Annotated in this window: 22 protein-coding genes; 9 read left to right on the forward strand and 13 right to left on the reverse strand. The window is 72.0% G+C overall.

Going from position 1 to position 24,363, the window contains the following annotated elements; all coding sequences use genetic code 11:
* Positions 1-34 precede the first annotated feature (34 nt).
* Positions 35-406: a hypothetical protein gene (locus FPZ12_RS02030; protein ID WP_144750609.1), complete on the reverse strand. Its 372-nt coding sequence runs from the start codon at positions 404-406 to the stop codon at positions 35-37.
* Between the two features lie 143 nt (positions 407-549).
* On the opposite strand from FPZ12_RS02030, the gene FPZ12_RS02035 reads away from it, so the two are divergent.
* Genes FPZ12_RS02035 through FPZ12_RS02050 form a run of 4 tightly spaced genes read left to right on the forward strand, consistent with a single transcriptional unit; the run spans position 550 to position 5,559 of the window.
* Positions 550-3,132, forward strand: a complete 2,583-nt coding sequence (locus tag FPZ12_RS02035) for an ABC transporter permease (protein ID WP_144750607.1) — start codon at positions 550-552, stop codon at positions 3,130-3,132.
* The gene (locus FPZ12_RS02040; protein ID WP_243769628.1) at positions 3,125-3,799 is read left to right on the forward strand and encodes an ABC transporter ATP-binding protein; all 675 of its coding nucleotides are present in this window, start codon (positions 3,125-3,127) and stop codon (positions 3,797-3,799) included. Before FPZ12_RS02035 ends, FPZ12_RS02040 begins: the two co-directional genes overlap by 8 nt.
* Positions 3,796-4,461 (forward strand): ABC transporter ATP-binding protein, encoded by a 666-nt coding sequence (locus FPZ12_RS02045; RefSeq protein ID WP_144750605.1) that lies wholly within the window; start codon positions 3,796-3,798, stop codon positions 4,459-4,461. Before FPZ12_RS02040 ends, FPZ12_RS02045 begins: the two co-directional genes overlap by 4 nt.
* A gap of 18 nt (positions 4,462-4,479) precedes the next feature.
* Complete coding sequence (locus FPZ12_RS02050; RefSeq protein ID WP_144750603.1) at positions 4,480-5,559, forward strand: GDSL-type esterase/lipase family protein; 1,080 nt, start codon at positions 4,480-4,482, stop codon at positions 5,557-5,559.
* Positions 5,560-5,563: 4 nt separating this feature from the next.
* Here FPZ12_RS02050 and FPZ12_RS02055 read toward each other — a convergent pair whose 3' ends face one another.
* From FPZ12_RS02055 to FPZ12_RS02075, 5 genes are read right to left on the reverse strand one after another with little or no spacing between them, the layout of a single operon-like run.
* A complete protein-coding gene (locus FPZ12_RS02055; protein WP_144750601.1) occupies positions 5,564-5,863 on the reverse strand; it encodes a hypothetical protein in 300 nt (99 codons plus the stop codon).
* Positions 5,850-6,080, reverse strand: a complete 231-nt coding sequence (locus FPZ12_RS02060) for a hypothetical protein (protein WP_144750599.1) — start codon at positions 6,078-6,080, stop codon at positions 5,850-5,852. The genes FPZ12_RS02055 and FPZ12_RS02060 overlap by 14 nt, the downstream gene beginning before the upstream one ends.
* Before the next feature lie 20 nt (positions 6,081-6,100).
* Positions 6,101-6,562 (reverse strand): Lrp/AsnC family transcriptional regulator, encoded by a 462-nt coding sequence (locus FPZ12_RS02065; RefSeq protein ID WP_144750597.1) that lies wholly within the window; start codon positions 6,560-6,562, stop codon positions 6,101-6,103.
* Positions 6,559-7,704 carry a M24 family metallopeptidase gene (locus FPZ12_RS02070; protein WP_144750595.1) on the reverse strand — a complete coding sequence of 382 codons (1,146 nt, stop codon included), beginning with the start codon at positions 7,702-7,704 and terminating at the stop codon, positions 6,559-6,561. Before FPZ12_RS02070 ends, FPZ12_RS02065 begins: the two co-directional genes overlap by 4 nt.
* 30 nt (positions 7,705-7,734) lie before the next feature.
* Positions 7,735-8,424 carry a TetR/AcrR family transcriptional regulator gene (locus tag FPZ12_RS02075; protein WP_144750593.1) on the reverse strand — a complete coding sequence of 230 codons (690 nt, stop codon included), beginning with the start codon at positions 8,422-8,424 and terminating at the stop codon, positions 7,735-7,737.
* 85 nt (positions 8,425-8,509) lie between these two features.
* Here FPZ12_RS02075 and FPZ12_RS02080 point away from each other — a divergent pair, with 85 nt between their 5' ends.
* The 3 genes from FPZ12_RS02080 (at position 8,510) to FPZ12_RS02090 (ending at position 13,647) form a co-directional block, all read left to right on the forward strand.
* Positions 8,510-9,505, forward strand: a complete 996-nt coding sequence (locus FPZ12_RS02080) for an aldo/keto reductase (RefSeq protein WP_144750591.1) — start codon at positions 8,510-8,512, stop codon at positions 9,503-9,505.
* Between the two features lie 77 nt (positions 9,506-9,582).
* On the forward strand, positions 9,583-10,740 hold the full coding sequence (locus FPZ12_RS02085) for a glycoside hydrolase family 3 N-terminal domain-containing protein (protein ID WP_144750589.1): 1,158 nt from the start codon (positions 9,583-9,585) through the stop codon (positions 10,738-10,740).
* 147 nt (positions 10,741-10,887) lie between these two features.
* On the forward strand, positions 10,888-13,647 hold the full coding sequence (locus FPZ12_RS02090; RefSeq protein WP_150980168.1) for a hypothetical protein: 2,760 nt from the start codon (positions 10,888-10,890) through the stop codon (positions 13,645-13,647).
* Between the two features lie 82 nt (positions 13,648-13,729).
* Here FPZ12_RS02090 and FPZ12_RS02095 read toward each other — a convergent pair whose 3' ends face one another.
* A complete protein-coding gene (locus FPZ12_RS02095; RefSeq protein ID WP_144761045.1) occupies positions 13,730-14,602 on the reverse strand; it encodes a thermonuclease family protein in 873 nt (290 codons plus the stop codon).
* 154 nt (positions 14,603-14,756) lie between these two features.
* Between FPZ12_RS02095 and FPZ12_RS02100 the strand changes: the two genes are divergently transcribed.
* Both FPZ12_RS02100 and FPZ12_RS02105 read left to right on the forward strand, forming a co-directional pair.
* Positions 14,757-16,283, forward strand: a complete 1,527-nt coding sequence (locus tag FPZ12_RS02100) for a CHAD domain-containing protein (RefSeq protein ID WP_144761042.1) — start codon at positions 14,757-14,759, stop codon at positions 16,281-16,283.
* Between the two features lie 160 nt (positions 16,284-16,443).
* Positions 16,444-17,034 carry a hypothetical protein gene (locus FPZ12_RS02105; RefSeq protein WP_144761039.1) on the forward strand — a complete coding sequence of 197 codons (591 nt, stop codon included), beginning with the start codon at positions 16,444-16,446 and terminating at the stop codon, positions 17,032-17,034.
* Positions 17,035-17,038: 4 nt separating this feature from the next.
* Here FPZ12_RS02105 and FPZ12_RS02110 read toward each other — a convergent pair whose 3' ends face one another.
* The 6 genes from FPZ12_RS02110 to FPZ12_RS02135 all read right to left on the reverse strand — a co-directional run bounded on the left by FPZ12_RS02110 (position 17,039) and on the right by FPZ12_RS02135 (position 24,336).
* Positions 17,039-17,677, reverse strand: coding sequence for a class I SAM-dependent DNA methyltransferase (locus tag FPZ12_RS02110; RefSeq protein WP_144761037.1), 639 nt, complete (start codon positions 17,675-17,677; stop codon positions 17,039-17,041).
* Positions 17,678-17,730: 53 nt separating this feature from the next.
* The gene (locus FPZ12_RS02115) at positions 17,731-18,723 is read right to left on the reverse strand and encodes a 3,4-dihydroxy-2-butanone-4-phosphate synthase (protein WP_144761034.1); all 993 of its coding nucleotides are present in this window, start codon (positions 18,721-18,723) and stop codon (positions 17,731-17,733) included.
* Between the two features lie 186 nt (positions 18,724-18,909).
* Complete coding sequence (locus FPZ12_RS02120; protein WP_341771192.1) at positions 18,910-19,572, reverse strand: tyrosine-protein phosphatase; 663 nt, start codon at positions 19,570-19,572, stop codon at positions 18,910-18,912.
* Positions 19,509-22,571 (reverse strand): AfsR/SARP family transcriptional regulator, encoded by a 3,063-nt coding sequence (locus tag FPZ12_RS46810; protein ID WP_144761031.1) that lies wholly within the window; start codon positions 22,569-22,571, stop codon positions 19,509-19,511. Before FPZ12_RS46810 ends, FPZ12_RS02120 begins: the two co-directional genes overlap by 64 nt.
* Before the next feature lie 70 nt (positions 22,572-22,641).
* The gene (locus FPZ12_RS02130; RefSeq protein ID WP_150980170.1) at positions 22,642-23,124 is read right to left on the reverse strand and encodes a hypothetical protein; all 483 of its coding nucleotides are present in this window, start codon (positions 23,122-23,124) and stop codon (positions 22,642-22,644) included.
* Positions 23,125-23,376: 252 nt separating this feature from the next.
* A complete protein-coding gene (locus tag FPZ12_RS02135) occupies positions 23,377-24,336 on the reverse strand; it encodes an SDR family NAD(P)-dependent oxidoreductase (RefSeq protein WP_144745972.1) in 960 nt (319 codons plus the stop codon).
* Positions 24,337-24,363: the final 27 nt, after the last annotated feature.

The raw sequence follows: 24,363 nt of genomic DNA on the forward strand, positions 1-24,363 counted from the left end.
CCCTAGCCCAACGCGGCCCGCGGCGAAGCGATCATCAGCGGGGAATTCGTTGCCGGAGAACGTGGTTGAGCAATTCTCCGCCACGATCGAGACAATCGCGGCAAATGACCGCGTGACCTTGGGTGCAGCTCATCCGCGGCAGTGGCCGGTGCCTGCCGAAGAAACTGCGGCGGACGCTGCGGTCGCAGAATTCGCAGGCGTCCGATCCCGCGCTGACGACGCGCACCAGGCTGGTGCCGCCCCGGCTGCGGCGTTCGCGCCCGTCGCGGACCAGCGCCAGCCCTGCTTCGAGGCAGGACGGGCAGATCGGCCCGAGTGGTCCTGGCGCCCGGTGCTCGCCGGGACCGGATTTCCGGCCGCAGAACCGGCAGGCGGCGCCTCTTCCGTTGCATGCGCGCTCGGCCATCGCGTGCACCCCTTCCCCGTGACACTCCCGGTTTCCGTGTTCCACCGGACGTGCCGGGTGAAACTCCGCCGCGGGACACGGGCAGGCAACGGATTTCCCCGGAACGGGGGACCTGGTGGATCTTCCGGGAGTAGCGTTCCCCCATGCGCGAGAGCCGGGGGATCTCCTTGCCGTGGCGGCGTTCGCCACGCGCCGCGTGGTCCAGTCCACTGACGCTGTTCGTCGCCGCGGTGACCGCGTTGCTGTCGTGTTTCCTGGCGACGTCGGCGGTGCTGATCGCGGCCGCGTCGGGCGGCGCGGCGATGGACTACCTGGCGGGCAACGCGTGCCCCGACCAGTACGGCCCGGTGGTGAGCAAGGCCGCGATCTCCCCGGCGAAGGTGCCCGCGGTGCTCGACACCGTGCAGCGGCAGGCGGCCGCGCACGGGTTCCCGCAGCCGGTCGCCGGGATGTACGCGGGCCCGTTCCTGCCGGTGTCGTTCGGGGACTCCGGTGGGCACAAGGTCACGCTCGGCTACCGGGACGACGCGGTCGCGCACCTGGACAACGTGCGGAACACCGGGCGAGCCGGATTGCTCGTCGGGGACGGTCTCACGAAGCTGGCGCCCGTCGCGCCCGGTGACAGCGTGCAGTACCGGTGGGCCGCGCTGCCCGCCGTGACCGGCGTGTACCACGACCTGAGCGTGCCGCCGCCGCGCTGGTGGTGTTCCCAGCAGAACAGCGCGACGATCTACGCCTACGCCAACGACCCGGTGCAGACGGTCATGATGGCCACCGACCGGCAGACGTTTCTCGACGCGGCGCGCGCGGTGCATCTGACCGGGGTGTCGCTCACGGCGGGCTTCTACCTCGGCACCCCGCGCACCACTGAGCAGGCGCGGGACGACCTGGACCGGTCGAAGGCGCTGATCTCCGGCATCCAGGCCGATCTCGCCCGGCAGGGGCTCGGCGACGCGGTGTCGATGCAGCTGCCGTTCGAGCATTCGGTGCAGCTGGCCGAGGAGGCCGAGTCGCATGTGCTCGTGTCGATCCTGCCGCTGGCCGCGATCAGTGTGCTGGTCGGCTGCGGCGGGATCGTGACGGTCGCGTTGCAGTGGTATCAGCGGCGCTACCCGGCGCTGCGGCTGCTCGCCGCGCGCGGCGCGAGCCCGCCGGCGCTGGGTGGGCTCGCGGTGGCGGAGCTGGGCCTGCCGGTTCTCGTCGGTGGTGTCGTCGGGATCGTCGTGGCGCGCTTCACCACCGGCATGTACGCGCCGCCGGGGCAGATCGCGTCCGGGCCGCAGATCCGTGCCGTGCTGGTGGCCGCCGGGGTGCTGGTGTTCTGTCTGGTGGTGCTGGGCGCGGTCGCGGGGTGGCGGGCGCATCGCGAGTTCCAGGTCGGGCGCCGGGCGCGCGCGAGCGGGCGCTGGCGGTGGCTGGTGTTCTTCCCGTGGGAGCTGCTGACGGCCGCGACCGCGTACCTGGGCTGGTCGCGGTTGTCCGGGTACGGGACGTCGAAGCTGGGCACGCCGCTGGCGCAGGTGGATCCGCTCGCGCTGACCTATCCGGTGTTCGTGGTGCTGACCGCGGGTTTGCTGGTCGCGCGGATCGCGTGGCTGCTGCTGCGGGCCTCGCACCGGGTGCGGGTGTGGTCGAAACCATCGCTGCAGCTGGCGATCCGGCGCCTCGCCAGTGCCCGGGCGCCGGTGGTCGGGGTGCTCGTGGTGGGCGTGCTGGCGATCGGGACGCTCGCCGCGGGCAGCGGGATCGCCTCGGGACAGCGCACCGCGCTCGACACGAAGAGCGGCATCCTGGTCGGCGCCACCACCCGGGTGGACGTGGAGACCTCGCTCGGGCTCGGCCGCGCGCCGATGCCGGAAGCCTTACGGGACACCAGCTCGCTCATCGGCCAGACCACCGGCACCGGCAGCGTCGTTCTCGTCGTCGACCCGGAAACCCTTACCCGCACGGCTTATCTCGGCAGTCTGCGCGACGACGTGGAGGCGCTGCTGCCGAAGCTGGCGCATCCGGTAGCGGGCGGGATCCCCGCGATCCGCATCGCGCACGGAAGCACCCAGTCGACGGCGTTGCCGGGTCTGCCGCCGGCGGTCGTGGTCGGGGATCTGCCGTGGTTCCCGGTGCTGGGCGAGAACATCGGCTACGTCGTGTCGCGCGACGCGCTGACCCCGGCACAGCTGGACACGATCCCGCGCTGGACGCTGCTGTCGAGCAGTTCGCTGGAGCAAGTCTCGGCCGCGCTGGGCGCGCAGGGGCAGACGCTGACGAACCGGGCGACGCAGGCGACCGCGCTCGACGCGCTGCCCTTCTACGTCGTGGAGTGGACGTTCTCGTTCGTCACCGTTCTCGGCGGGGTGCTGGGGGTGGTGGCGGTGCTCGGGTTGTTCGTCGCCGTCGAGGTGCGGCGGCGGCAGAACGCGCTCGCCGGGGCGCTCGTGCTGCGGATGGGCCTGGGCGTGCGGGCATTGTTCGGCAGTCACGTGCTGGAGCTGGGTGCGCTGGCCGGGCTCGCGGTGCTCGCCGGGATCGGCTGCGGTGTGGGCGTGGCGGCGGTCGCCGTGCCCCGGTTCGATCCCGTGCGCTGGCTGGCGCCGGGTTCGGTGCTGCCGGACCAGACGGCGTTCGTGCTCGCCGTGCTGGCCGCGGGTGTGCTGGTGGTGCTGCTCGCGGCGTCGATCGCGGTGCGTTCAGTGCGCACCGCCCGGACCGCGGAGTTGCTGCGTGGCTGACATCTTCGAGCTGACCGGGATCGGCGTGGACTACCGGACTCCCGCGGGTGTGGTGACCGGGCTGGACGACGTGACGCTGCGGGTGCCGGCGGGCGGGATCACGGTGTTCGCGGGCCCGTCGGGGTCGGGCAAGTCGACGTTGCTGCGCGTGCTGGGCCTGTTCGAACGCCCGGCGCGGGGGACGCTGCGGTTCGACGGCGTGGACACCGCGACGCTGCGCCACTCCGGGCGGCGGGCGTTGCGGCGGGACAGGCTGGGGCAGGTTTTCCAGAACCCGCCGGAGAATCTGCTCGACTACCTCTCGGTCGCGGACAACCTCCGCGCCGCCGCCCAGTCCGCCCGCCGTTGCTGCGACCCGGACGAGATCCTCGGGCAGCTGGGGCTGGAAGGCACCGGCGAGTGGCAGGTTTCGGCGTTGTCCGGCGGGCAGCAGCAGCGGCTGGCGTTCGGCTGCGCGCTCGCGCGCGGGTCGTCGGTGATCCTGGCCGACGAGCCGACGTCCCAGCTGGACGAGGCGTCGGCCGATCTGGTGCTGGGCACCTTGCGGTATCTGGCGGAACGGGAGTTCGCGGTGCTGGTCGCCTCGCACGACGACCGGTTGATCGCGCTGGGGTCCCGGGTCGCGCGGTTGCGGGACGGGCGGCTGGAAGGGGTGGAGCGACGATGAGCGCACCCGCTTTGCGCGCGCTCGGGTTGCGGCGCCGGTTCGCGCATCCGAGTGGTGACGTGGAGGTGCTGCGCGGGCTGGAACTGTCGGTGGACGCCGGGGAACTGGTGACGGTGTCGGGCCGGTCGGGCTCGGGCAAGAGCGCGCTTTTGGCTCTGCTGGGCGGTTTCGACTCCCCCGACGCCGGGCGTGTGCTCCTCGGTGGCGAGCCGGTGGACGGGGCGCCGCCGTGGCACACGTGCGCGGTGCTGCCGCAGGCGCTGGGGCTCGCGCCGGAGCTGACGGTCGGGGAAAACGTGGCGCTGCCGTTGCGGCTGCGCCCGGACGGGGACAAGGACGGCATCGACATGCGCGTGTCCGCGCTGCTGGGCGATCTCGGCGTCGGCGCCCTCGTCGAGCGGTACCCGGGCGAGGTGTCTTTCGGCCAGCAGCAACGGGTCGCGCTTGCGCGCGCGGTCAGCGGGCGCCCCAAGGTGCTGCTGACCGACGAGCCGACAGCGCATCTGGACGCGGCGAGCAAACCCGCCGTGCTGCGGCTGCTGCGGCGCTGCGCGGACGAAGGCGCGGCGGTCATCGTCGCCACGCACGACGATCAGGTGCGCGCGGTCGCCGACCGGCGGTTCCGGCTCACCGACGGCGTGATCATGGCCGTACCCGGCTGATCCGTAAACTTCTCGGTGATGCGGAGATATCGGTGGTGGATCGGCGCGGGTGTGCTGATCTTCGTGGTGGGCCTGGTCGCTGTCTTCGTGTTCTCCGGGCCCGGCACCCCACCCGGTCCGGTGCGGCGGCCGGGCCCGCCGGGCACCGGCCCGCTGACCATCGTTTCCCTCGGCGACAGCACGGTTTCCGGTGAGGGCGCGGGCAACTACACGGCCGACACCAACGGCGCCAACGGGGACTGGTGCCACCGCTCCCCCGACGCCGAGGTGTTCGAGACCGACGTGCCGGGGATCGCGGCGAAGCTGAACCTCGCCTGTTCCGGGGCGCCGGCCGCACAGGTCGGGCTGGGCCAGACGGAGCAGTGGACCGAGCCGTCGCAGGCGGAGCAGCTGGCGAACCTGGTGAAGGACCACCGGGTGTCGGTGGTCGTGGTGGCGGTCGGCGCGAACGACGACCCGCATTTCTCGGAGCTGGTCTCGCAGTGTTTCCAGGCGTGGTTCCTGTCCGGGAACCCGCCGTGCAGCGATTCGGTCGCCCCTGGCTGGCAGGCGCGGGTCGACGCGATGGTGCCGAAGGTGGTGTCCGCGCTGAACGACGTGAAGACGGTGCTCGCGCGGGCCGGGTACCAGGCCGGGGACTACCAGCTGGTGCTGCAGTCCTACGCCTCCCCGATCGCGCCGGGGATCCCCGCGGATCTGCAGAACCTCAACGGCTGCCCGTTCAAGACCGCCGACCTGCAGTGGGTGCGGGACAAGGGCGTGCCGGCCCTGTCGGCGGGCCTGGCGAGCGCGGCGAACCAAACGGGCGCAAGGTTTCTGGACCTGTCACGCGCGGGGCGTGGTCATGAGGCGTGCAGCGGCGGCGCCGACGCGAGCAAGGAGTGGTTCTCGCGGCTGACGTTGCAGCTCAACGACCTGACCGACGCGAACCGGGCCAGTCACGCGTTACAGGAGTCCTTCCACCCCAACGCGAACGGGCACGCGCAGATCGGGCGCTGTCTGACGGAGTTCCTCGCCACGGCACTGCCTTCGGCGGCCTGCCTGTCCGGCTCGGACGGGAACCTGCACGCGGCGGCCACGGTGTCAGCGTCCGGGTAAGCGCTTACAGGTCGAGCGCGGCGCGCAGCGCGACGTCCACCTGTTCCTGGATGGCGTGGTCGATCTCGGCGACGCGCTCGGTGAGCCAGGGGCGGTAGAGCCGGGTGAGGTTCAGGGTGGAGATCCAGAACCGGGAGTCCAGCGCCACGCCGAGAATGTCCTGCGGGTCGCGTTCGAGCAGTTCGGTGCCCAGCAGCCAGGGACGTTCGGACTCGTTCACGCCGTCCGAGGACAGCAGCAGGACGGTGCGTTCCCTGGCCGGCTGCGTGGGCGGCCGGTAGGTCCAGACTTCACCCCTCCGCACGCAGCTCCTCTTCCGCGGCGGCGAGTTCGGCTTCGTCGGCGACGGCGTGCTCCTCCGCCGCCGTGGCGAGGTGGGGCCCGTAGCCGGTGCGGACGGCTTCGCGGCGCGCGGCCTTGGACAGCCACGACGACAGCGAGATGCCGTGCGCCTTGGCGGCGCGTTCGGCGAACTCGACGGCCGCCGCGTCCAGCGACAGCGTGACCTTACGTGTTGCCATACCTTTTATCGTACCCCCGGCTACAGGGTCGGGGAACGGCCTTCGAACGGGGTGGAGAGCACGACCGTGGTGCGGGTGGACACCTTCGCCGACTCGCGGATGCGGCGCAGCAGGTCCTCCAGCCCGCGGGGCGAGGCGACCCGCACGAGCAGGATGTAGGACTCGTCTCCGGCGACCGAGTAGCAGGACTCGATCTCGGTGATGTGCTCCAGGCGCTGCGGGTAGTCGTCCGGGGCGGCCGGGTCGTTCGGCGTGAGCGAGATCAGCGCTGTCAGCGGGAGGCCGATCAGCTCGCCGTCGAGCTGGGCGGCGTAGCCGCGGATCACGCCGCGCTGTTCGAGCCGCCGCACCCGCTGGTGCACGGCGGACACCGACAGCCCGACGCGCTCGGCGAGATCGGTGAAACTGCAGCGCCCGTCGGTGGCCAGTTCCCGCGCGATGGCCTGGTCGAGCGGCTCCAGGGTTCCTTCGGTGGCGCTCATGCGCCCAGCACGACGAGCTCGTGCGGCCGGTTGTTGAGCGGTTCGACCCCGGTTTCGGTGACCACGACGATGTCCTCGATGCGGGCGCCCCAGCGGCCGGGCTGGTAGATGCCGGGCTCCACGCTGAACGCCATCCCCGGCTCGAGCGGGAGCGTGCTGCCGCCGACGATGTAGGGCTCCTCGTGCACGTCGAGCCCGATGCCGTGGCCGGTGCGGTGGATGAAGAACTCGCCGAACCCGGCGCTGGTGATGATGTCGCGGGCGGCGGCGTCGATCTGCTCGGCGGTGGCGCCGGGGCGGACGGCCTGCACCGCGGCCTGCTGGGCGCGCTGCAGCAGGGCGTAGGTTCCGGCCACGTCGGCGTCGCGCGGTTCGCCGACGGCGTAGGTGCGGGTGGAGTCGGAGTTGTAGCCCGAGGCGATGGGGCCGCCGATGTCGATCACGACGACGTCGCCCTGCTCGATCACGCGATCGGACACGTCGTGGTGGGGGCTGGCGCCGTTGGGGCCGGAGCCGACGATCACGAAGTCGGGGTGAGTGTGGCCCTCTTCCACGATCGCGGCGGCGATGTCCGCGCCGACTTCGGCCTCGGTGCGCCCGGCCCGCAGCCACTCGCCCATCCGCGCGTGGACCCGGTCGATCGCTTCGCCCGCTTCGCGCAGGGCGGCGATTTCCGCGGCGTCCTTGCGCATCCGCAGCTCCCGCACCACCGGGCCGGCCAGCGTCTGCTCGGCGGAGCCGAGCGCGTCGCGGAAGGCCAGCACGTGCAGGGCGGCGGTGTTGTCGCTGACCGCGACGCGGCCCGGTTTGCCCAGCCGGTCGGCGACCATGCGGTACGGGTCCTCGCCGTCGACCCAGGTGACGACCTCGACGCCCAGTTCCGCGGCGGGCACGTGCGCGTAGCCGGGCGCTTCGAGCTTCGGCACCACGAGCGCCGGCGTGCCGTCCCCGGCGGGCAGGACGAGCGCGGTGAGGCGTTCGAACGAGCCGCCGGCCTCGCCGATGAGGTAGGACAGGTCGGAGCCCGGGGCGATGAGCAGGGCGTCGGTCTCCGCCGCGGCCGCCGCCTGGCGGGCCCGGCCGAGCCGGGCGCGCAGGGTTTCGGGGGCCAGGGGTGTGGTCTGTGGTGCTCGGCGCGACATGGGCGAGAGCCTATCGGGCTTCACGGCGGTTCACGTGTTGGCCAGGCGGGTGAGCCATTCGATGAGCAGGCGCTGTTCGGCGGCGCTGAGCGCCTCGAACTCGCCGCGGCGCAGGGCTTCGCTGAGCGAGGAGGCGCGGGTGGCGACGCCGGTGTCCGGTGTGGACGGCCGTGCGGTGGTGATGGCCCCGATGACCATTTCCCTGACCTGGCCGGGTAATCCGGGGTCGCGTTCGGCCGGTGGGGTGGCGTTGATCGTGAAGACGAGGCCGATCCCGGTCGCGAGCGCGATCTTGACCGCGCGGTCGACGCTGGTGGTCAGGCGTCCGGCGTCGGCGATGCGGGTGATCATGCGGCGCAGGATCGCTTCGGCGGTCTGGCCAGCGGGTGACGCGGTGCCGGTGCTGTTGCCGTACATGAGCTCGTAGAACGCCGGGCGGGCGAGCCCGAACTCGAGGTGCAGATCCCAGCCGCGGCGCAGATCCTCGACCGGGTCGTCGGTCTCCCCGAGTGCCGTCTTGTCGGCGAGGTAGGTCTCGAACCCGTAGGCGGCCAGCGCGTCGAGCAGCCCGTCCTTGTCGCCGAAGAGCCGGTACAGGGTGGGCGCCTGCACCCCGGCGGCGGCGCTGACCGCGCGCGTGGACAGGGCATCGCGCCCCTGGTCCGCCAGCAGCGTGGCGGCGGCTTCGAGGATGCGGTCGCGCGTGGACACCTCCGTCATGTTTCCGATGATAACAGATCATTGGTAGCGCGGGTTCGATATCGGTGCTACGGTGATGTCGTTAGCAACGTGAACAGGAGGATTCATGGACACGCGCAGGCTCGGTGCCACCGGTCCCGTCGTCTCGGCGCTCGGGCTCGGCCTGATGGGCATGTCGGATCTCTACGGCCCGGCCGACGAGGCGGAGTCCGTCGCCACCATCCACGCGGCGCTCGACGCGGGGGTGAACCTGCTCGACACCGGTGACTTCTACGGCATGGGCCACAACGAGCTGCTCGTGCGCGAGGCCCTACGCGGCCGTGCCCGCGACAGCGCGGTGATCAGCGTGAAGTTCGGCGGGCTGCGTGACCCGGACGGTGGGTTCACCGGACAGGACGGGCGCCCGGCCGCGGTCAAGAACTTCGCCGCCTACACCCTGCGGCGGCTGGGCACCGACCACATCGACGTCTACCGGCCGTCCCGGCTCGATCCGAACGTCCCCATCGAGGACACCGTCGGCGCCATCAAGGAGCTGATCGAGGCCGGGCACGTCCGCCACGTCGGGCTGTCCGAGGTCGGGGCGGACACGCTGCGGCGGGCGGCGGCCGTGCATCCGATCGCGGATCTGCAGATCGAGTACTCGCTCCTCTCCCGCGGCATCGAGCAGGAGATCCTGCCCGCCGCGCGGGACCTGGGCATCGGGATCACCGCGTACGGCGTGCTCTCCCGCGGCCTGCTGTCGGGCCGGTGGAGCAGCGACCGCGCGCTGACCGCCGGGGACTTCCGCGGCTTCAGCCCACGCTTCCAGGGCGAAAACCTGGAACACAACCTCAAGTTGGTGGAGGCGCTGCGGTCGGTCGCGGCGGAGAAGGAGGTCACGGTCGCGCAGGTCGCCATCGCCTGGGTCGCCGCGCAGGGCACGGACATCGTGCCGCTGGTCGGCGCCCGCACCCGGGCAAGGCTCGCGGAATCCTTGGGCGCCACCGGATTCAGCCTCTCCGAGGCCGAGCTGAAGGCGATCGAGGCGGCGGTCCCGGCGGGCGCGGCGGCGGGTGCCCGTTATGACGCGGGCTCGATGCAGGCGCTGGACAGTGAACGCTGAGCGGGTCCGGGCGCGGGTTCGGCGGGCACTAGGCTCCACGTGCCCGCCGAACCCGGACCGCTGGACTTCGAGAGCCGATGAACCTCCGCACCGCACTCGTGTTCGTGGTGACCGCTGGGCTACTGGCCGGGTGCGGCGGCGAGCAGGCACAGGTGAGCTCACCCACGACCTCGGCGGCCCCGGCGTCGCCCGGCCCGGCATCCGCGGGCACGCCATCGTCGGCGGCGCCGTCCCAGGCCACGGATCCGTGTGCGCCGGTGATCTCGCAGATGTCGCAGCGGCAGAAGCTGGCGCAGTTGCTGGTGGTCGGGGTCAGCCCGAGCGATCCGGCCGGTGCGGCGGAGACGGTTCGCGAGCAGCAGGTGGGTGGCATCTTCATCGGGGGCAACCCGACGGCGATCCTGACCGGCGGCGCGCTCGACCCGGTGCACGCCGCGGCGCGCTGGGGCGTGTCGGTCGCGATCGACGAGGAGGGTGGCCGGGTCCAGCGGATCGACGCGCTCGACGGTTCGATCCCCAGCGCCCGCGTCTTGGCCGCCACCATGAGCCCCGAGCAGGTCCGCGGCCTGGCGCTCGATCGTGGCCGGCAGATGCGGGCCCGTGGGGTCACCGAGGACTACGCCCCGATCTTGGATGTCAGCGCCCAGCCCGATGACGGCCCCATCGGCGACCGCTCCTTCAGCACCGACCCGCATACGGCACGCACCTACGCGCTGGCGTTCGCCACCGGGCTGAGCGAGGCAGGGGTGACACCGGTGCTCAAGCACTTCCCCGGGCACGGCAGCGCCGAGGGGGATTCGCACGAGGGCGCCGTCACCACTCCCCCGCTGGATTCCTTGCGCGCCAAGGATCTCGTGCCGTACGAGGGGATCGCCGACTACGGGCGGGCGAAGGTGATGGTGGGCCACCTGACCGTGCCGGGCCTGACCGGTCAGCAGCCCGCGTCGCTTTCGCCCGCCGCCTATGGACTCCTGCGCGGAGACTACCGCTTCACCGGGCCGGTGATCACCGACGATCTCGGCGCGATGCGGGCGATCACCAGTGACCACCCGCTGCCCGACGCGGTGCTGGACGCGCTCCGGGCCGGGGCGGATCAGGCGCTGTGGTCGTCCGGGGGCAAGGTGTCCACGGTGCTCGATCGCCTCGAATCCGCGACGGCTGACGGGGAACTGCCCGCCACGCGGGTCGACGAGGCACTCGGGCGGGTGCTGCGGGCCAAACACACCTGCGGCTGAGGTCGGCCACCCGCCGCCTCGCGGGTGACGGGCGGGGTTCAATACGATCTTCCCCGCGGCTGCGTTGCGGCTTGCCGACGAAGGGTTTACACCGTTCGGCGGCACGGCCACACTGCTCGGCGCGGCGGACGAACTGGGGAGGACACCGTGAACGCGTTCCAGGTGCTGCTGCGGCCCGCCGAGCACCGGCCACCGTGGTGGGGCGCCTTGCTGACCACCGTCGCGGCCGTCGTGCTGGCCGCGGCCGGGGGCGTGCTGTACACGCTGTATGCGCCGGGGCTGGACATCATCGGGATCGAGCTGGGCACCGTGCGTCCGCTCCCGGCGGGCACGGACACGGCACTGGCGTGGGATTTCGTGCTCGTCGCCGGGTACGGTTCCGCGTTGCTGCTGGGTACGACGGCGGCGGTGTGGGTGGCGTGGCTGCCGCGGGCGGAGGAGTTCGCGCGGTTCGCTCGGATCTCCGCGCTGGTCGCGATCGTCGCCGACGTGCTGGAGAACGTGCTGCTGTTGAGCGGTGACGTGGTGCGCGACGCGGCCGTGGGCGCGGCCGCGGTCAAGTTCTGCGCGCTGTTGCCCGCGGCGCTCGTCGCGTTGTACGGCGTCTTGGAGACGTGGTGGCGGCTGCTGCGGGAATGCTGGTCCCGCAAGCGGGACGTCGCGATCGCCGCGGGTGACGGCGTGGCTGCCTCGCCGTTGGAGTCGCCGGACTTCCCCGTCAAGGCGGCCGACCGGTTGCACGCGGGCACCCGGTGGCGGCGTGGCTACCAGGTGCCGGACGCGGTGCCGGGCACCGAGGGTTTTTGCTTCTCCGGGGGCGGGATCCGGGCCGCGAGCGTCGCGCTCGGGGTGGCACAGGCCATGCGGACACAGCTGCGCAACGCCCGGTACCTGGTGTCGGTCTCCGGCGGCGGCTACACCTCGGGCGCGTTGCAGCAGGCACTGACCACCGAGCCGCCGGAACCCGGGCCCGGGAAGGTGCTGCGCGATCCGGCGTCGGTGTTCGCGCACGGCGGGGTCGAGGAGGACCACGTGCGCCGGCACGTGAGCTACCTGGCGGACTCCCCGGCCCAGACGCTCACCGCGTTCGCGATCCTCGGCCGGGGGCTGCTGCTGTCGCTGGCGGTGTTGTTCGGGCCGGCGATCGTGCTCGGCGCGGTGGTGGGCTGGCTGTACCAGCGGGTGCCGATCACGCCGGTGCCACCGTCCATTCCGGACTTTCCGGCGATCCGGCCAGGCGCGCTGGGCGGGCTGGGTGCCGTGGTGGTGCTGGCGCTGCTGTTTTCCTTGGTGGGGCGCGGGATCACGACGAAGACGTCGCGGCTGCCGTTGCTACTGCGGCGGTGGGCGAACCGCCTCACGGTGCTCGCGGTGATCGTCGGGGCCGTCGTCGTGGTGCTGCCCGTGCTCGCGTGGCTGGCGTGGCGGCTGCCGACCACCGACACGGGCGTGCGGGTGGGCAGTTCCGCCTGCGCGGTGCTGCTGACCTACGCCTCGACGATCGCGTCGATCGCGTGGCGCAGCCGCGCCACGCTCGGCAAGTCCGGTGTGGACGGTGTCACCGCCGCGGTGCCCGGCAGCCTGCTGCAGCGGATCCTGGTCATCGTCTCGACCACCGTGCTGGCGCTGGCGTGGCTGCTGCTGTTCGTCGTGCTCATCGGCGACGGCGGCACGGCGACGGCGCTGTGGACGGCCCTCGGCGGCGCGGTGGTGGTGCTGATCGTGGGCGGGTTGTTCGACGAGACGTCGTTGAGCCTGCATCCGTTCTACCGCGAACGCCTCGCCTCCACCTTCGCGGTGCGGCGCGTCCAGCGGGAGGGCGGCGAGATCGCGGTGCCGTACCCGAGCACCGAACGCACAACCCTGTCCCGGTACGGCCGCCGCCCGCAGGGTTTTCCGGAGGTGATCTTCGCGGCGGCGGCGAACCTCACCGGCGAGGGGCGCACCCCGCCGGGGCTCAACTGCGTGTCGTACACGATGAGCGCCGACTGGGTGGGCGGGCCCGACGTGGGCTGGGTGCGCACGGGGCGGCTGGAGTCCGTGGTGCCCAAGCGGTTCCAGCGGGACCTCACGGTGCAGGGCGCGGTCGCGATCAGCGGCGCGGCGTTCGCGTCGGCGATGGGCCGGTCCGCGCGCTGGTTCCAGGTGCTGCTCGCGGTGTCCGGGGCCCGGCTGGGCGCGTGGCTGCCGAACCCGGGGTTCGTCCTGTCCGCGCCGCCGGAACGGGACGACACCTGCTGGGCATACCCGCGGATGCCCTCCGCGCGACGCCTTCCCTATCTGTGGCGTGAGGTGCTCGGGCTGCACGCCCACAGCGACAGGCTGCTGCACGTCACCGACGGCGGGCACTACGACAACCTCGGCCTGGTCGAGTTGCTGCGGCGGCGTTGCAAGGTCATCTACAGCGTCGACGCCAGTGTCGACGAGCCGCCGACGGCCGTCACGCTCGCACAGGCGCTGGCCCTGGCACAGCAGGAGCTCGGGGTGCGGGTGGAGCTGGACGAACCGTGGCAGTCCGAGCCGGGCAGCGGGGAGGCGCTCGCGCCGGCGAACCCGTTGAGCGCGCTCAACCCGCGGCTGGTGGCCAGCCCGGTGATCACCGGCACGATCCACTACCCGCCCGAGAGCGGGCTGCCCGAAGGCAGCCGCACCGGGAAGCTGATCGTCGCGAAAGCCTTGCTGTGGCGGGATCTTCCGTATCCGGTGCTGTCCTACGCGGCCCACAATCCGGAGTTCCCGCACGACAGCACCGGTGACCAGTTCTTCGACGACGGCAAGTTCTCCGCCTACACCGAGCTCGGCCGCACCCTCGGCGCCGCCGTACTCGCCCGGCAGCCCAGTGAGGAGGAACCCGCGCCGCAGCAACAACAGCGCACGCTATTGGCTCGCGCGTTCCGGCCCCGGTGACGCCGCCGCGGGTCTCGGCGGCGTCACCGGCGCTCGGCGAGACCCGCCCCGTTTCCGGTGAAGCGGGCCGTGCCGCGCGAGTTCAGGCTTCGGCGAACACGATCTGCTCGGGCTCCACGGTCAGCCGCACGTTCTGCCGTTTGACCTCCACCAGGGTCGCCAGCTCGGTGGCGTGCCCGGCGGGGACGGTGAACAGGCGGTCGTCGCGGGTGTCGAGGTAGTCGGCGAACCCGGCCAGCGACACCCCGCCGCTCTCGTCGAGCCCGAGGTAGTCCACGAGCCTGCGGAACAACTTCGGCAGGATCACCAGCTCGTCGCGCAGCTGCGTGCGGGACTTCAGCCGGAACCCGGTACCGGTCACGTCATCCGCCCACACGCCCTTGCCCGCCTCGCGAGCCGCCACCGCCGCCTCGGACATCGCCTGCCGAAGATCCAGATACAGCTTGGAATAGAACGTCGGGTACACGAGCCCGTCGGCCAGCAGCGTGTAGTTCGCCGACGCGCGCAGGCCCTTCGCGTCGAGGTTCACTTCCGAACCGTCGGCGGCCCGCCCGGAACGCTGGCCCGGGAACGCGATCGCGACGGCGCGCCCGTACTTGTCGGCGAACCGGGTCATGATGTGCCCGGGCACCCGGTCCGGGGTGGACGCGGTGACCGTGCCGTCCTCGTCGCGGGTGACCTTCTTGAACCCCAGGTGCGACAGCAACCCCGCCGCCGCGGCCTGGCCGAGATCGGCGGGCTGGCGCCACTGGCCGCCGTGATTCTGGGCCTGGTAATGGGTTTCCAGCGCGTCGATACCGTCGAGGCGCAGCTGCGCGCCGCCCTTGGAGTTGAGCCGGGCACGGATGCGCGCGGCGGCGAAGGCGCCGGGGTTGTCGGGATAGAAGCGGACGGAGTCGCCATCCGGCGAGGCGCCCACGATGCGGTAAGTGCCTTTGATCAAGGTCAGGGTCATGACCTCACCCCCATGCGGGAACGGGTAGGGCACCCCGGAAGTCGCGGCGGCACGCGCCGCGTTACTCCGGCCCCGGCCTGCGAGGACGGCGGTCGGCCCCATCCGGATCTCTATACTGGTCCGGACTCCGGCCCCGAGCAGAAGGACAGCGACCGTGCCCATCGAGCTGACTTTGCACTGGCAGGGCCGGCCCACGCGATGCGGACGGGCCGCGATCCTCGACAGGCTCACCCCGCTGACGCCCCGCTACGAGCTCGCGCCCGGCGGCCGCCACACCCGCACGGCGACGTACCTGGACACAGTGGACTGGCGGCTGCGCCGGCGCGGCCTGGTCCTGCGGCACGTGGCCGGTTCGCTGGTGCTGGACGGGGAAGGCGGGCCGTGGCGGACGGAACTGCCGAAGGAGCCGTCCTGGCCGGTGCTCGCCGATGGGCTCGCGCCCGGTGAGGTCCGGGACGAGGTCTCGCGCGCGATGTGGGTGCGGGCGATCGCGCCGAAGCTGCGCGCCCGGACGCTCTCGCGCGAGGTCACGGTGCGCGACGCCGAGGGCAGGACCGTAGCCGAGGTCGTGTGGGCCGAGTCCGCGGGCGTCGAGCCGGTCGAAACGGAACCGCTGACCCACGTGACCGTGCGCTCCCCGCGGAAACGGGATGGGGAGCGGGTCGCCCAGATCCTGCTCACCGGCGCCGAGTTCCTTCCCGGCGAGGCCCGCGTGTACGACGAACTGCTCACCGCCTCCGGCCTGCCCGAGGAACGCCTCAAACCCGAGATCGCCGCAGACACCCCCGCCGACGCCGCGATCGCGCGAGCCCTGCTGGGCTTCGCCGACACGATCGACGCGAACGTCGAAGGCACCATCGACGACATCGACACCGAGTTCCTCCACGAACTCCGCGTCGCCGTGCGCCGCACCCGGTCGCTACTCAAGATCGCGGGCGATGTCTTGCCCGAGCCGGCGCCGAAGGGCTTCAAATGGGTCGGCGCGCTCACCACCCCCACCCGCGACCTCGATGTGTATCTGCTGAGCCTGCCCGGGTTCGCGCGCGACATCACCGTCGGCGGGCCCGCCGACCTCGAACCGTTCCAGGCACACCTGGTGTGGGAACGCGCCCGCGAGCGGCGGAAGCTCGTGGCGGGCCTGCGGTCGAAGAAGTTCCGCAAACTGCTGGACCGCTGGCGCGCGAGCCTGCGAGAAGTGGCCGAAGCGGGCGAATCCCCCGTGACGGCCGCGGAACTGGCCACGGACAGGCTGCACCACGTGGCCGCGGACGTGCTCGCCCAGGCGGCGGCGATCACGCCGGACTCCCCCGCCGAACACGTGCACACCCTCCGCAAGCGCTGCAAGGAACTCCGCTACGCACTGGAAGTGTTCCGCCCACTGTGCGAGCCGGAGCCCTACAAGAAGGTGCTCAAGAACCTCAAACGGCTTCAGGACGTGCTCGGCGCCTTCCAGGACGGCGAGGTGCAGAGCGAGCACCTGCGCCTGTACGCGGAACGCATGCTGCACCGGGAAGATCCGCCCGCGGCGACGCTGCTCGCGATGGGTGAGCTGCTCTCGCGCTTCATCCGCCAGCAGCACGAAGCCCGCCACGCGCTCGGCGAAGCACTGGAGAAGTTCCTCGGGGACAAAACCCGGGACCAGCTCGACGCGCTGCTACCCGCGGCTTCGTGCATTTCGTAGTGCCCCGGCGGTCGCGGAATCACTGGCACGCCAACGCGCTCTACACCTACCTCACAGGAAAGATCAGTACCATCCACGGGGTCGGGCACGTGGAAACCGCACCGGTGATCAGGACACTCAAACGCGCGGCCACCCCCGCGCGAACCGGAGAGGGAGCCAGATGAGCCAGACACGCCGAGCCCTGCACGGCGTCGCCGAACTCGTGCTCGCCGGACCCCAGTACCGGGCCGCGGGCACGCTCCGCCTGCGCGTCACGCCCGGCGGCTTCGGCACCACCCGCGACCCGCGGCTGATGGTGGTCGTCGACCAGCTCGTCGCCGGCGAACGCCGCGTTCCCCTCGACGGAACGACGTGCGCGCACCTGCACCCCGACGCGGGCGCCCCCGCCGGCCTCTACGACGACGGCTCCGGCCTCACCCCCGACGAAAAACTGTCCGTCGATCCCGCCGAAGCGCGCGCGATCATGGCAGCCTTCTCCGACGGCGACACCGCGCTCCGGCTGTTCTCCCCCGACACCGAACCGGTGCTGTGGCCCGAGCACTTCGACCTCGCCAGCACCGTCGGCGAAGTCAACTACGGAGTCTCCCCCGGCGACGGATACCTGCCCGAGCCCTACGCCTACGTCGGCCCGCACCAGCCGCGCCAGGGCGAATTCTGGAACGCCCCCTTCGGCGCGGCCGCCCCGCTGAGCGAACTCGATGGCGTGGAAGCGATCCTGCGGTTCTTCCGGCGCGGCCGCGACGAGAGCTGAACGCTCAGGGTTTGTGCGCGAGGATGTACGCCTGCGGCGTCGGCTCCCAGCGCTCGGGCTCACGCCGCACCCGCGAGCTCACCACGAAACCGTGCTGCTGCACCAGTTCCGCGATCAGCTCCGGGCGCAACCGGTACGCGTTCAGGGAAATGTCGTGCCCGTAGGCGTTTTCCAGGTGCCGGATCTCGTCCCCGGCCTGAAACCCCAGCACGAGCTGCCCCTCCGGCGCGAGCACGCGAGCGAACTCGGCGAACACCTCGCCCAGGCGCTCCAATGGCGTGTGGATGATCGAATACCACGCCACGATCCCGCCCAGCTGCCCGTCCGGCAGATCCAGCGCCGTCAGCGACCCCACCTCGAAGCGCAGCCCCGGATGCGTCCGCCGCGCCACCGCCACCATCTCCGGTGACAGATCCACGCCGAACACGTCCAGCCCGAGGGAGGCGAGGTATCCCGTCAGCCGCCCGGGACCACAGCCGAGATCACCGACCGGGCCACGATCCCTTGCCAGCTCGGCAAAAGCACCCAGAATCGCGCGATCGACCGGGGTGGCGTCCAGTTCGTCCTTGAGGAGCTCGGCGTAGTCCGCGGCCACGATGTCGTAGGCGGTGCGGATCTCGGTCAGATAGGAGGGTTCGGTCACGCCGCCGACCCTATCCCGCGGAAGCCCGGACCGGTTTCGTGGCACGGGATCCCTTACGCCGTCACAGCCAACGGCATCCCCCACCGCAACGCCGCGATCTCCGCGTCGGCCGGGCTCGCCATCGTGCCGTCGGGATTCATCACCTCACAACACACCCCGACCGGCGCGAGCCCCGCCCCCACACACAACGCCACCGTCGCCTCGGTATGCCCCTGCCGCTCGCCGAGGAGCCCCGGCTTCGCCCGCAACGGTGAAACATGGCCGGGGCGCAGGAAATCCGCCGGCACGACACCCGGATCCGCCAGCTTCCGCACCGTCGCCGCGCGCTCGGCCGCCGACACACCCGTGCCGGTGCCCTCCGCGAGGTCCACGGGCACACAGAACGCCGTGCCATGCCTGTCTCCGCCACCCGGGATCAACTCGATCCCGGTGCGCTCCAGCACTTCCGGCGCACAGGGCACCGCGGGAAACCCGCACACCTGCGTCAACAGGAACCGGTACGCCGCGGGCTTGAGCCGCGTCCCCGCGAAGATCACGTCCGCCTCCGCCTCGGTCTCCGCGTCCCACACCAGCACCCGACCGCCGGCGCTCAGCTGCCGCACCACTTTGTCCACCCCGGTCCGACCACCGATATGCCCGGCCCACGGCAACCCCGTGACCACCGCATCGACGTCGCGCGCCGCAGCCGGCCCACGCCGTGCGACCAAGCGGGCCACCAGATCCGCTTCCAGATTCACCCGGTCACCCGCCCCGAGCGCGCCCAGCGTGGTGTCCGCCGCCGTCGAAGGCAGCAGCACCACGGAAAACCTGTCCCGCAACACCTCCGCGACGGTCACGCTCACCCCGTCCACCGCGATCGGCGCCTTCCCCGCCAGCTGCGCGAGCACGCGCCCCGGCGGGCGGATCCACAACTGGCGGCCGACGCCCTCATCGTCCACCCGCAGCACCTTGCCGACCGCGTCGACACTCCCCTGCACGAGATGGCCATCGAGCGGATCCCCCAGGCACAAGGGCGGTTCGAGGTTCACCGCCACACCCGGTTCCATCGCATCGAACGTCGACCGCCGCCGCGTCTCCGTGCTGACGGCCACCTCGAACGAACCACCCCCGTCGGCCGCCCCCTCGATCACACAGACGCGTGCCGCGAAACAGGGCGCAGCCTTGCGCGCACCGCGGTCAGCTGCGCCTCGCTGACCCCGCCACCCCGGAGGTAGGCCAACGCATCGAAGCCCTCAAGCGCGGCAACGACGGCCTCCTGCGCCGTTACACCGTGGCGCCAGAAAAGCGGCGATCTTGCCCGTCTGGTCACCCACGCCGAGCTCGGCCCAGACCGGCTCCAGGCGCTCGGTGCTGAGCGCGTAGTCGGCCGCGATCGCCTCGGCGCGAACGCCCACCAGCGCCAGCAGCACCATCACCACGAGCCCGGTCCGATCACGCCCACCTTCACAATGCACGAGCACGCCACCCGCAGGCGCGTCGGCGACCGCCGCGATCACCCGGCCCACGCGCGACGGGAACGTCTCCAGGAAAGCGCCGTAGTACAACGGCGTGCAGTCGAGCCCGCCACCCCAGCGCCGCCAGAACTCCGTGTCCCCGGGATCATCCAGCGGCACAGGCACCACCGGCCGCCCCGCGTCACCACACTCGTGCCGGAGGTCGATGACGGTCCGGATTCCAGCCGCCGCCAAGGCCGACCACCCCTCCGCAGTCAACCGATCCGGCGCGTCCCCGCGCACGATCGCGCCCCAGGCTGTCGAGCCGCCATCATGTGTGGGGAGCCCGCCGAGGTCGCGCACGTTGAAGCACCCCGGCCAGTCCAGGTGCCGCACAGCTACGCCCGGTCCAGCAGCGCCTGGATCCGCCGCTCCAACGCTGTCAGCCCGATCTCCCGGCACACCGCCAAAGCCTCTCCGTACAGCTCCCCCGCCAAGGGCGCCTCGCCGAGGCTCTCGCGCGCCGAGGCCAGAGCCAGCAGCGCTCGCGCCTCCAGCAACCGCAACCCCAGCTGCCGCGCCAAGTCCAAGCCCTCCTGGCCTGCGGCGAGCCCCGACGCGTGATCACCCGCCCGCACCCGCAGCACCGACAACCCGATGAGCGCCTCCGTCAGGTCGAACGGCGAATTCCAGTTCCGCGCGATCTCCACCGCCCGCACCTGATGCCGCTGCGCATCGGCCAGTCCGCCCAGCGCCGCCTCCGCCCTGCCCAGCGCGTTCAGCGCCGCGGCCAGCGTTTCCGGGTTGTTCTCCCGCTCCGCCAGATCCAGCGCCGCCACCGCGTACTCCCGGCCCAGCTCGAAATCCCCCGCATCCACCCGCAGCAAACTCAACCCGCTCAACGCATACGCCTCGCCATAGAGATCGCGCGCCTCCCGGTGCAACTCCCGCGCCTCGGACAGCAACTTCTCCGCCGCCTGCTCCTCGTTCCGCAACCGCAGCGCATACCCGAGGCTCACCAGCGCCGCCGCCTTGCCCCAGTTCGAACCCGCCCGCGTCGCCAGCCGCAACGCGCGGCTCAGCTGCCGCACCGCCTCGTCCAGCCGCCCCAGCTGCCGGTAGACGAACCCCAGGTTGTTCAGCGACATCATCTCGCCCATGTCGTTGCCCAGCGAACGCTGCAACTCCACCGCCGCCTCGTACTGCCGCGCCGCCTCCCCGTACTGCCCCGCACCCTGGTACGCCACCCCGAGCGCGTTGATCGCCGCCGCCTGACCCTCCACCCAGCCACTCGCCCGGTGCGCGTCCACCGCCTTCACCAGGTGGTAGATCGCCTGATCCCGCCGCTCCAGATAGATCCACACCGTGCCGATGCTCTGCTGCATCAGCGCCTCCACCCGGCCCTCACCGAGCCGCTGCGCCGCCGCGAGCACCGCCGTCGCCAGATCACGCCACTCCGCCCGCATCCCCCGGTGCAGGAACATCATCCGCGCCGTATCCGCCAGATACCACGCCACCGGATACGGCCCCCGGTCCGCCGCCTGCCGGATCAACGCCGACAGGTTCCCGTGCTCCGCGTCCAGCCACGCCGCGGCCGCCGTCGCGTCCGGGAACCGCAGCGCCTGCTCACTGAACACATCGAAATCACGCGGCAACCGCAACCCGCGCCGCCCGAACCGGTCCTCCGCCGACTCCCCCGTCGCCAGCGAGAACTCCAGCAACCGCCGCCACGCCGCATCCCGCTCCGCCGCGTCCTCCTCCGCGCCGAGCCGGTCGCGCGCGTAGTCCCGCAACAGGTCGTGGAAGTGGAACCGCCCGATCGCCTCCTGCTCCAGCAGATGCGCCGCGGCGAGGCGTTCCAGCCGGCGCCGCACCTCCGCCAGCGGCTCACCGGCCAGCGCCGCCGCCACCGGAGCCGTGAAATCCGCGCCGGGCACCAGCGCCAACAACCGGAACAACCGGCGCAACTGCGGCGGCAACGCCTCATACGACACATCGAAAGCGTTGGTCACCGCACCCAGCCGGTCACCCCGCGACAACTCGTACACCAGATCCGCGATCCGCGGCTTCGCCCGCGTCGTCAGGTTCGCCGCCGCCACCCGCAACGCCAGCGGCAGATGCCCGCACAACTCCGCCAGCCGCCACGCCGCCTCCGGCTCGGCGGCCACCCGCTCCGGCCCCAGCACACCTTCCAGCAGCGATACCGAATCCTCCGGCGGCAGCACGTCCAGCGGCAACGGTCGCGCCCCCGTCCGCGCGACCAGCTCGCTCAACCGGTGCCTGCTGGTGACCACCACCGTGCCCGACGGCGGCAGCAACGGCAGCACCTGCGCCCCGTCCGCCGCGTTGTCCAGCAACACCAGCACCCGCTTGTCGGCCAGCAACGAGCGGTACAACCCCTCCTGAGCGTCCACACCGGACGGAATCCGCTCCGGCGCCACCCCCAGCGCCCGCAGCAAACTCACCAGCGCCTGTTCCGGCGTCAACGGCGCACGCTCCGCGTCGAACCCGCGCAGGTTCACATACAGCTGCCCATCGGGATACCGCGCGCGCACCTGCCGCGCCCAGTGCACCGCCAGCGCCGTCTTCCCGACACCCGCCGTGCCGTGGATGATCCACGTCCCCGTCGCCTGCTGCTCCCCCAGCTGCTCCAGCTGCCCGGCCCGGCCGGTGAAACTCCTTGCCCCATAAGGCAAACCCGACGCCGACACGACCGGCTCGCGCTCCCCGTCCGCCACCAGCCGCCGGACCTCGACCAGCTCCGCGCTCGGCCCGATCCCCAGCTCGTCGGCGAACCTGCGCTCCGTCTCCGCATACACCGCCAGCGCGTCACCCGAACGCCCCGACCGGTGCAGCGCCAGCATCAACTGCCCGCGCAATCGCTCCCGGAACGGATGCGCCGCCACGCTTTCCCGCAACTCACCGAGCACCTCGGCATGCCGCCCGGCCGCCAGCTCCGCGTCGTACAACTCTTCCAGCGCCGCCGTGCGCCGCTCCTCCAGCGCCGGAATCGCCCGCCCCGCCAGGAACGCCTCAACCCCCTGCAGCGGCTCCTCGGTCCACAACGCCAGCGCCGCCCGGAACCGCTCCGCCGCCTCCAGCGGCCGATCTTCCGACAGCTCCGCCCGGCCCTCGGTCACCGCCGTCTCGAACGCCTCCAGATCCAGCTCGCCCGGGCGCACCTCGATCAGATACCCCGGCGACCGGCGCACGATCAGCTCGCGCCCCAGCAGCTTCCGCAGCTCCGAGATCCGCACCTGCAGCTGCCCGCGCGCGCTCGCGGGCGGCGTCTCGCCCCAGACCGCCTCGATGAGCTGGTCCTCCGGCACCACCCGGTTCGCGCTCAGCAGCAGCGCGGCCAGCACCGTGCGCTGCTTCGGGCCACCGAGCCGCACCCGCTCCTGCTCCGCGAACACCGACACCGGACCGAGCAACCGGAACCGCACAGAGCCCAACGACATGACACCACTCTGCCAGTGCCGCTTGCACACGCCGGACACAGTTTCCCCTCCCGCCCGAAGGCGTGGCGGATCAGCCGGCGGCGACCCCCGCCCGATCCCGCCCGCGCAGCACCCGGAACCCGCACGCCAGAGCGAAAACGAGCACCGCGGCCACCGTCACGACAGCCACCGCGGGCGAGTCCGTCGCCACCGCGATCCAGACCAGCGCCCACGCCACAGCCAGTGCGAAGCCGGCCACCGCGCGCGTGGAGAACGCCACCCAGATCGCCGCCGCGACCGTCAGCACGACAGCTGCCACCGACACCGGCGCAGACGGCGCAGTGCCCAGCGCCGCGCCGGTGGTCGCTGCACCCGCCACAGCCGCCACACCGACCCAGCCCGTGTAAAGCCCGACCGTCGTGTGCACGAGCAGCCGGTCGCCCCAGCCCTCAGCGGGGACAGCGCGCAGCCGCACCAGGGCGGTCACCAGCGTGCCCAGCAACGCCACGATGACCACCTCGGACACCACGAACAGCCGGTGCGAGAACGCCGCGATCCACACCGCGTTGAGCAACCCCGCCCCCCGCCAGCCACCAGCCGACCCGCCGGTACACCGCGCGCCCGCGCTGCGACGGCAGCATCTGCCGGATGCCGAGCGAGAGGAAAGCCAGGTAGATCAACGACCAGATCATGAACGCCGCGCCGCCCGGCAACAGCAGAGTCGGATAGGAATTCGCCACCACACCAACGGATTCGCCCCACAGCCCGGCACCACCGACGGCCCCGGCCACCACCTGCAGGACCGCCGCGGCCAGTATCGCGAAGTTCATCGCACGCCCTCCTCGATGCCCGCCGCGCGGGCGCAGTAGTCCCAGACCGCCTTGCGCTGCGCCGCACTGGTTTTCGTCCACGGCAGCACCGACTCCGGGCGCGGTCTGCGGTCATGCCAGAACAGCCCGCCCGGCGGCGCCGGACGGGTGGCCGCCAGCCACACGGTGGTGTCGGCGCCCTCGTCCGGATCGCGCAGGATCCGCCCGGTGAGACGGTGGAAGCCCGGCAGCGAATCCGCCACGCCGGGCGTGTCGGCCCAGCCGGGATGCGTGCCGTAGACACCGATCTGGTCCGCCGCCCAGCGCTCCGCGAGGATCGGCAGCAGCGCGACCTGCACTCGTTTCGTGCGCGCGTACGCTGTCGCGCCCCGGTAGCGGCCCTCCCGGTACTCCAGATCGGCCGGCAGCTTCTGGGTGTACATCCCACCCGAGGACACGATGATCACCCGGCCCCCGTGCAGGCGCGGGCGCAGCGATTCGGTCATCCGCAGCGGACCCAGCACATGCGTGGCCAGCGTCTGCTCGTGCCCCGAACTCGTCTGCCGTTCCGGCGGTAGCACACCGGCGTTGTGCACGAGCACGTCGAGAGCGGGCTCGGCGGCGGAGAACTCCCCGGCGAACCTGCGCACGTCCTCCAGATCCCCGACGTCGCAGCGCCATACCCGCGCGTCGGTCAGCCCCCGTTCTTCGCGGGCTTCCTCGCCCTTCGCCGTGTCCCGGACGACGAGGTGGACCGTGGCGCCCAGTCGCGCGAGCCCCGCCGCGGTTGCCTTACCCAGTCCGGAGTTCGCGCCCGTGACGAGAGCCGTTCTGCCGCGCAGCGCGTCGGCCGGTGGATCGTCGGGCCAGCCGGGGAGGCGGCGGCGCAACGCCAGCCCCCAGCGCGGGTAGCCGCCGAGCACGCTGCGATCCAGCACCGTGTCGGCCAGGCGGGCGGCGTTGTTCGCCGAAGTCATCGACCCTCCAGGTCGCTCGACTATCTA

This window comes from Amycolatopsis acidicola (genome assembly GCF_007713735.2).
Lineage (GTDB): Bacteria > Actinomycetota > Actinomycetes > Mycobacteriales > Pseudonocardiaceae > Amycolatopsis_E > Amycolatopsis_E acidicola.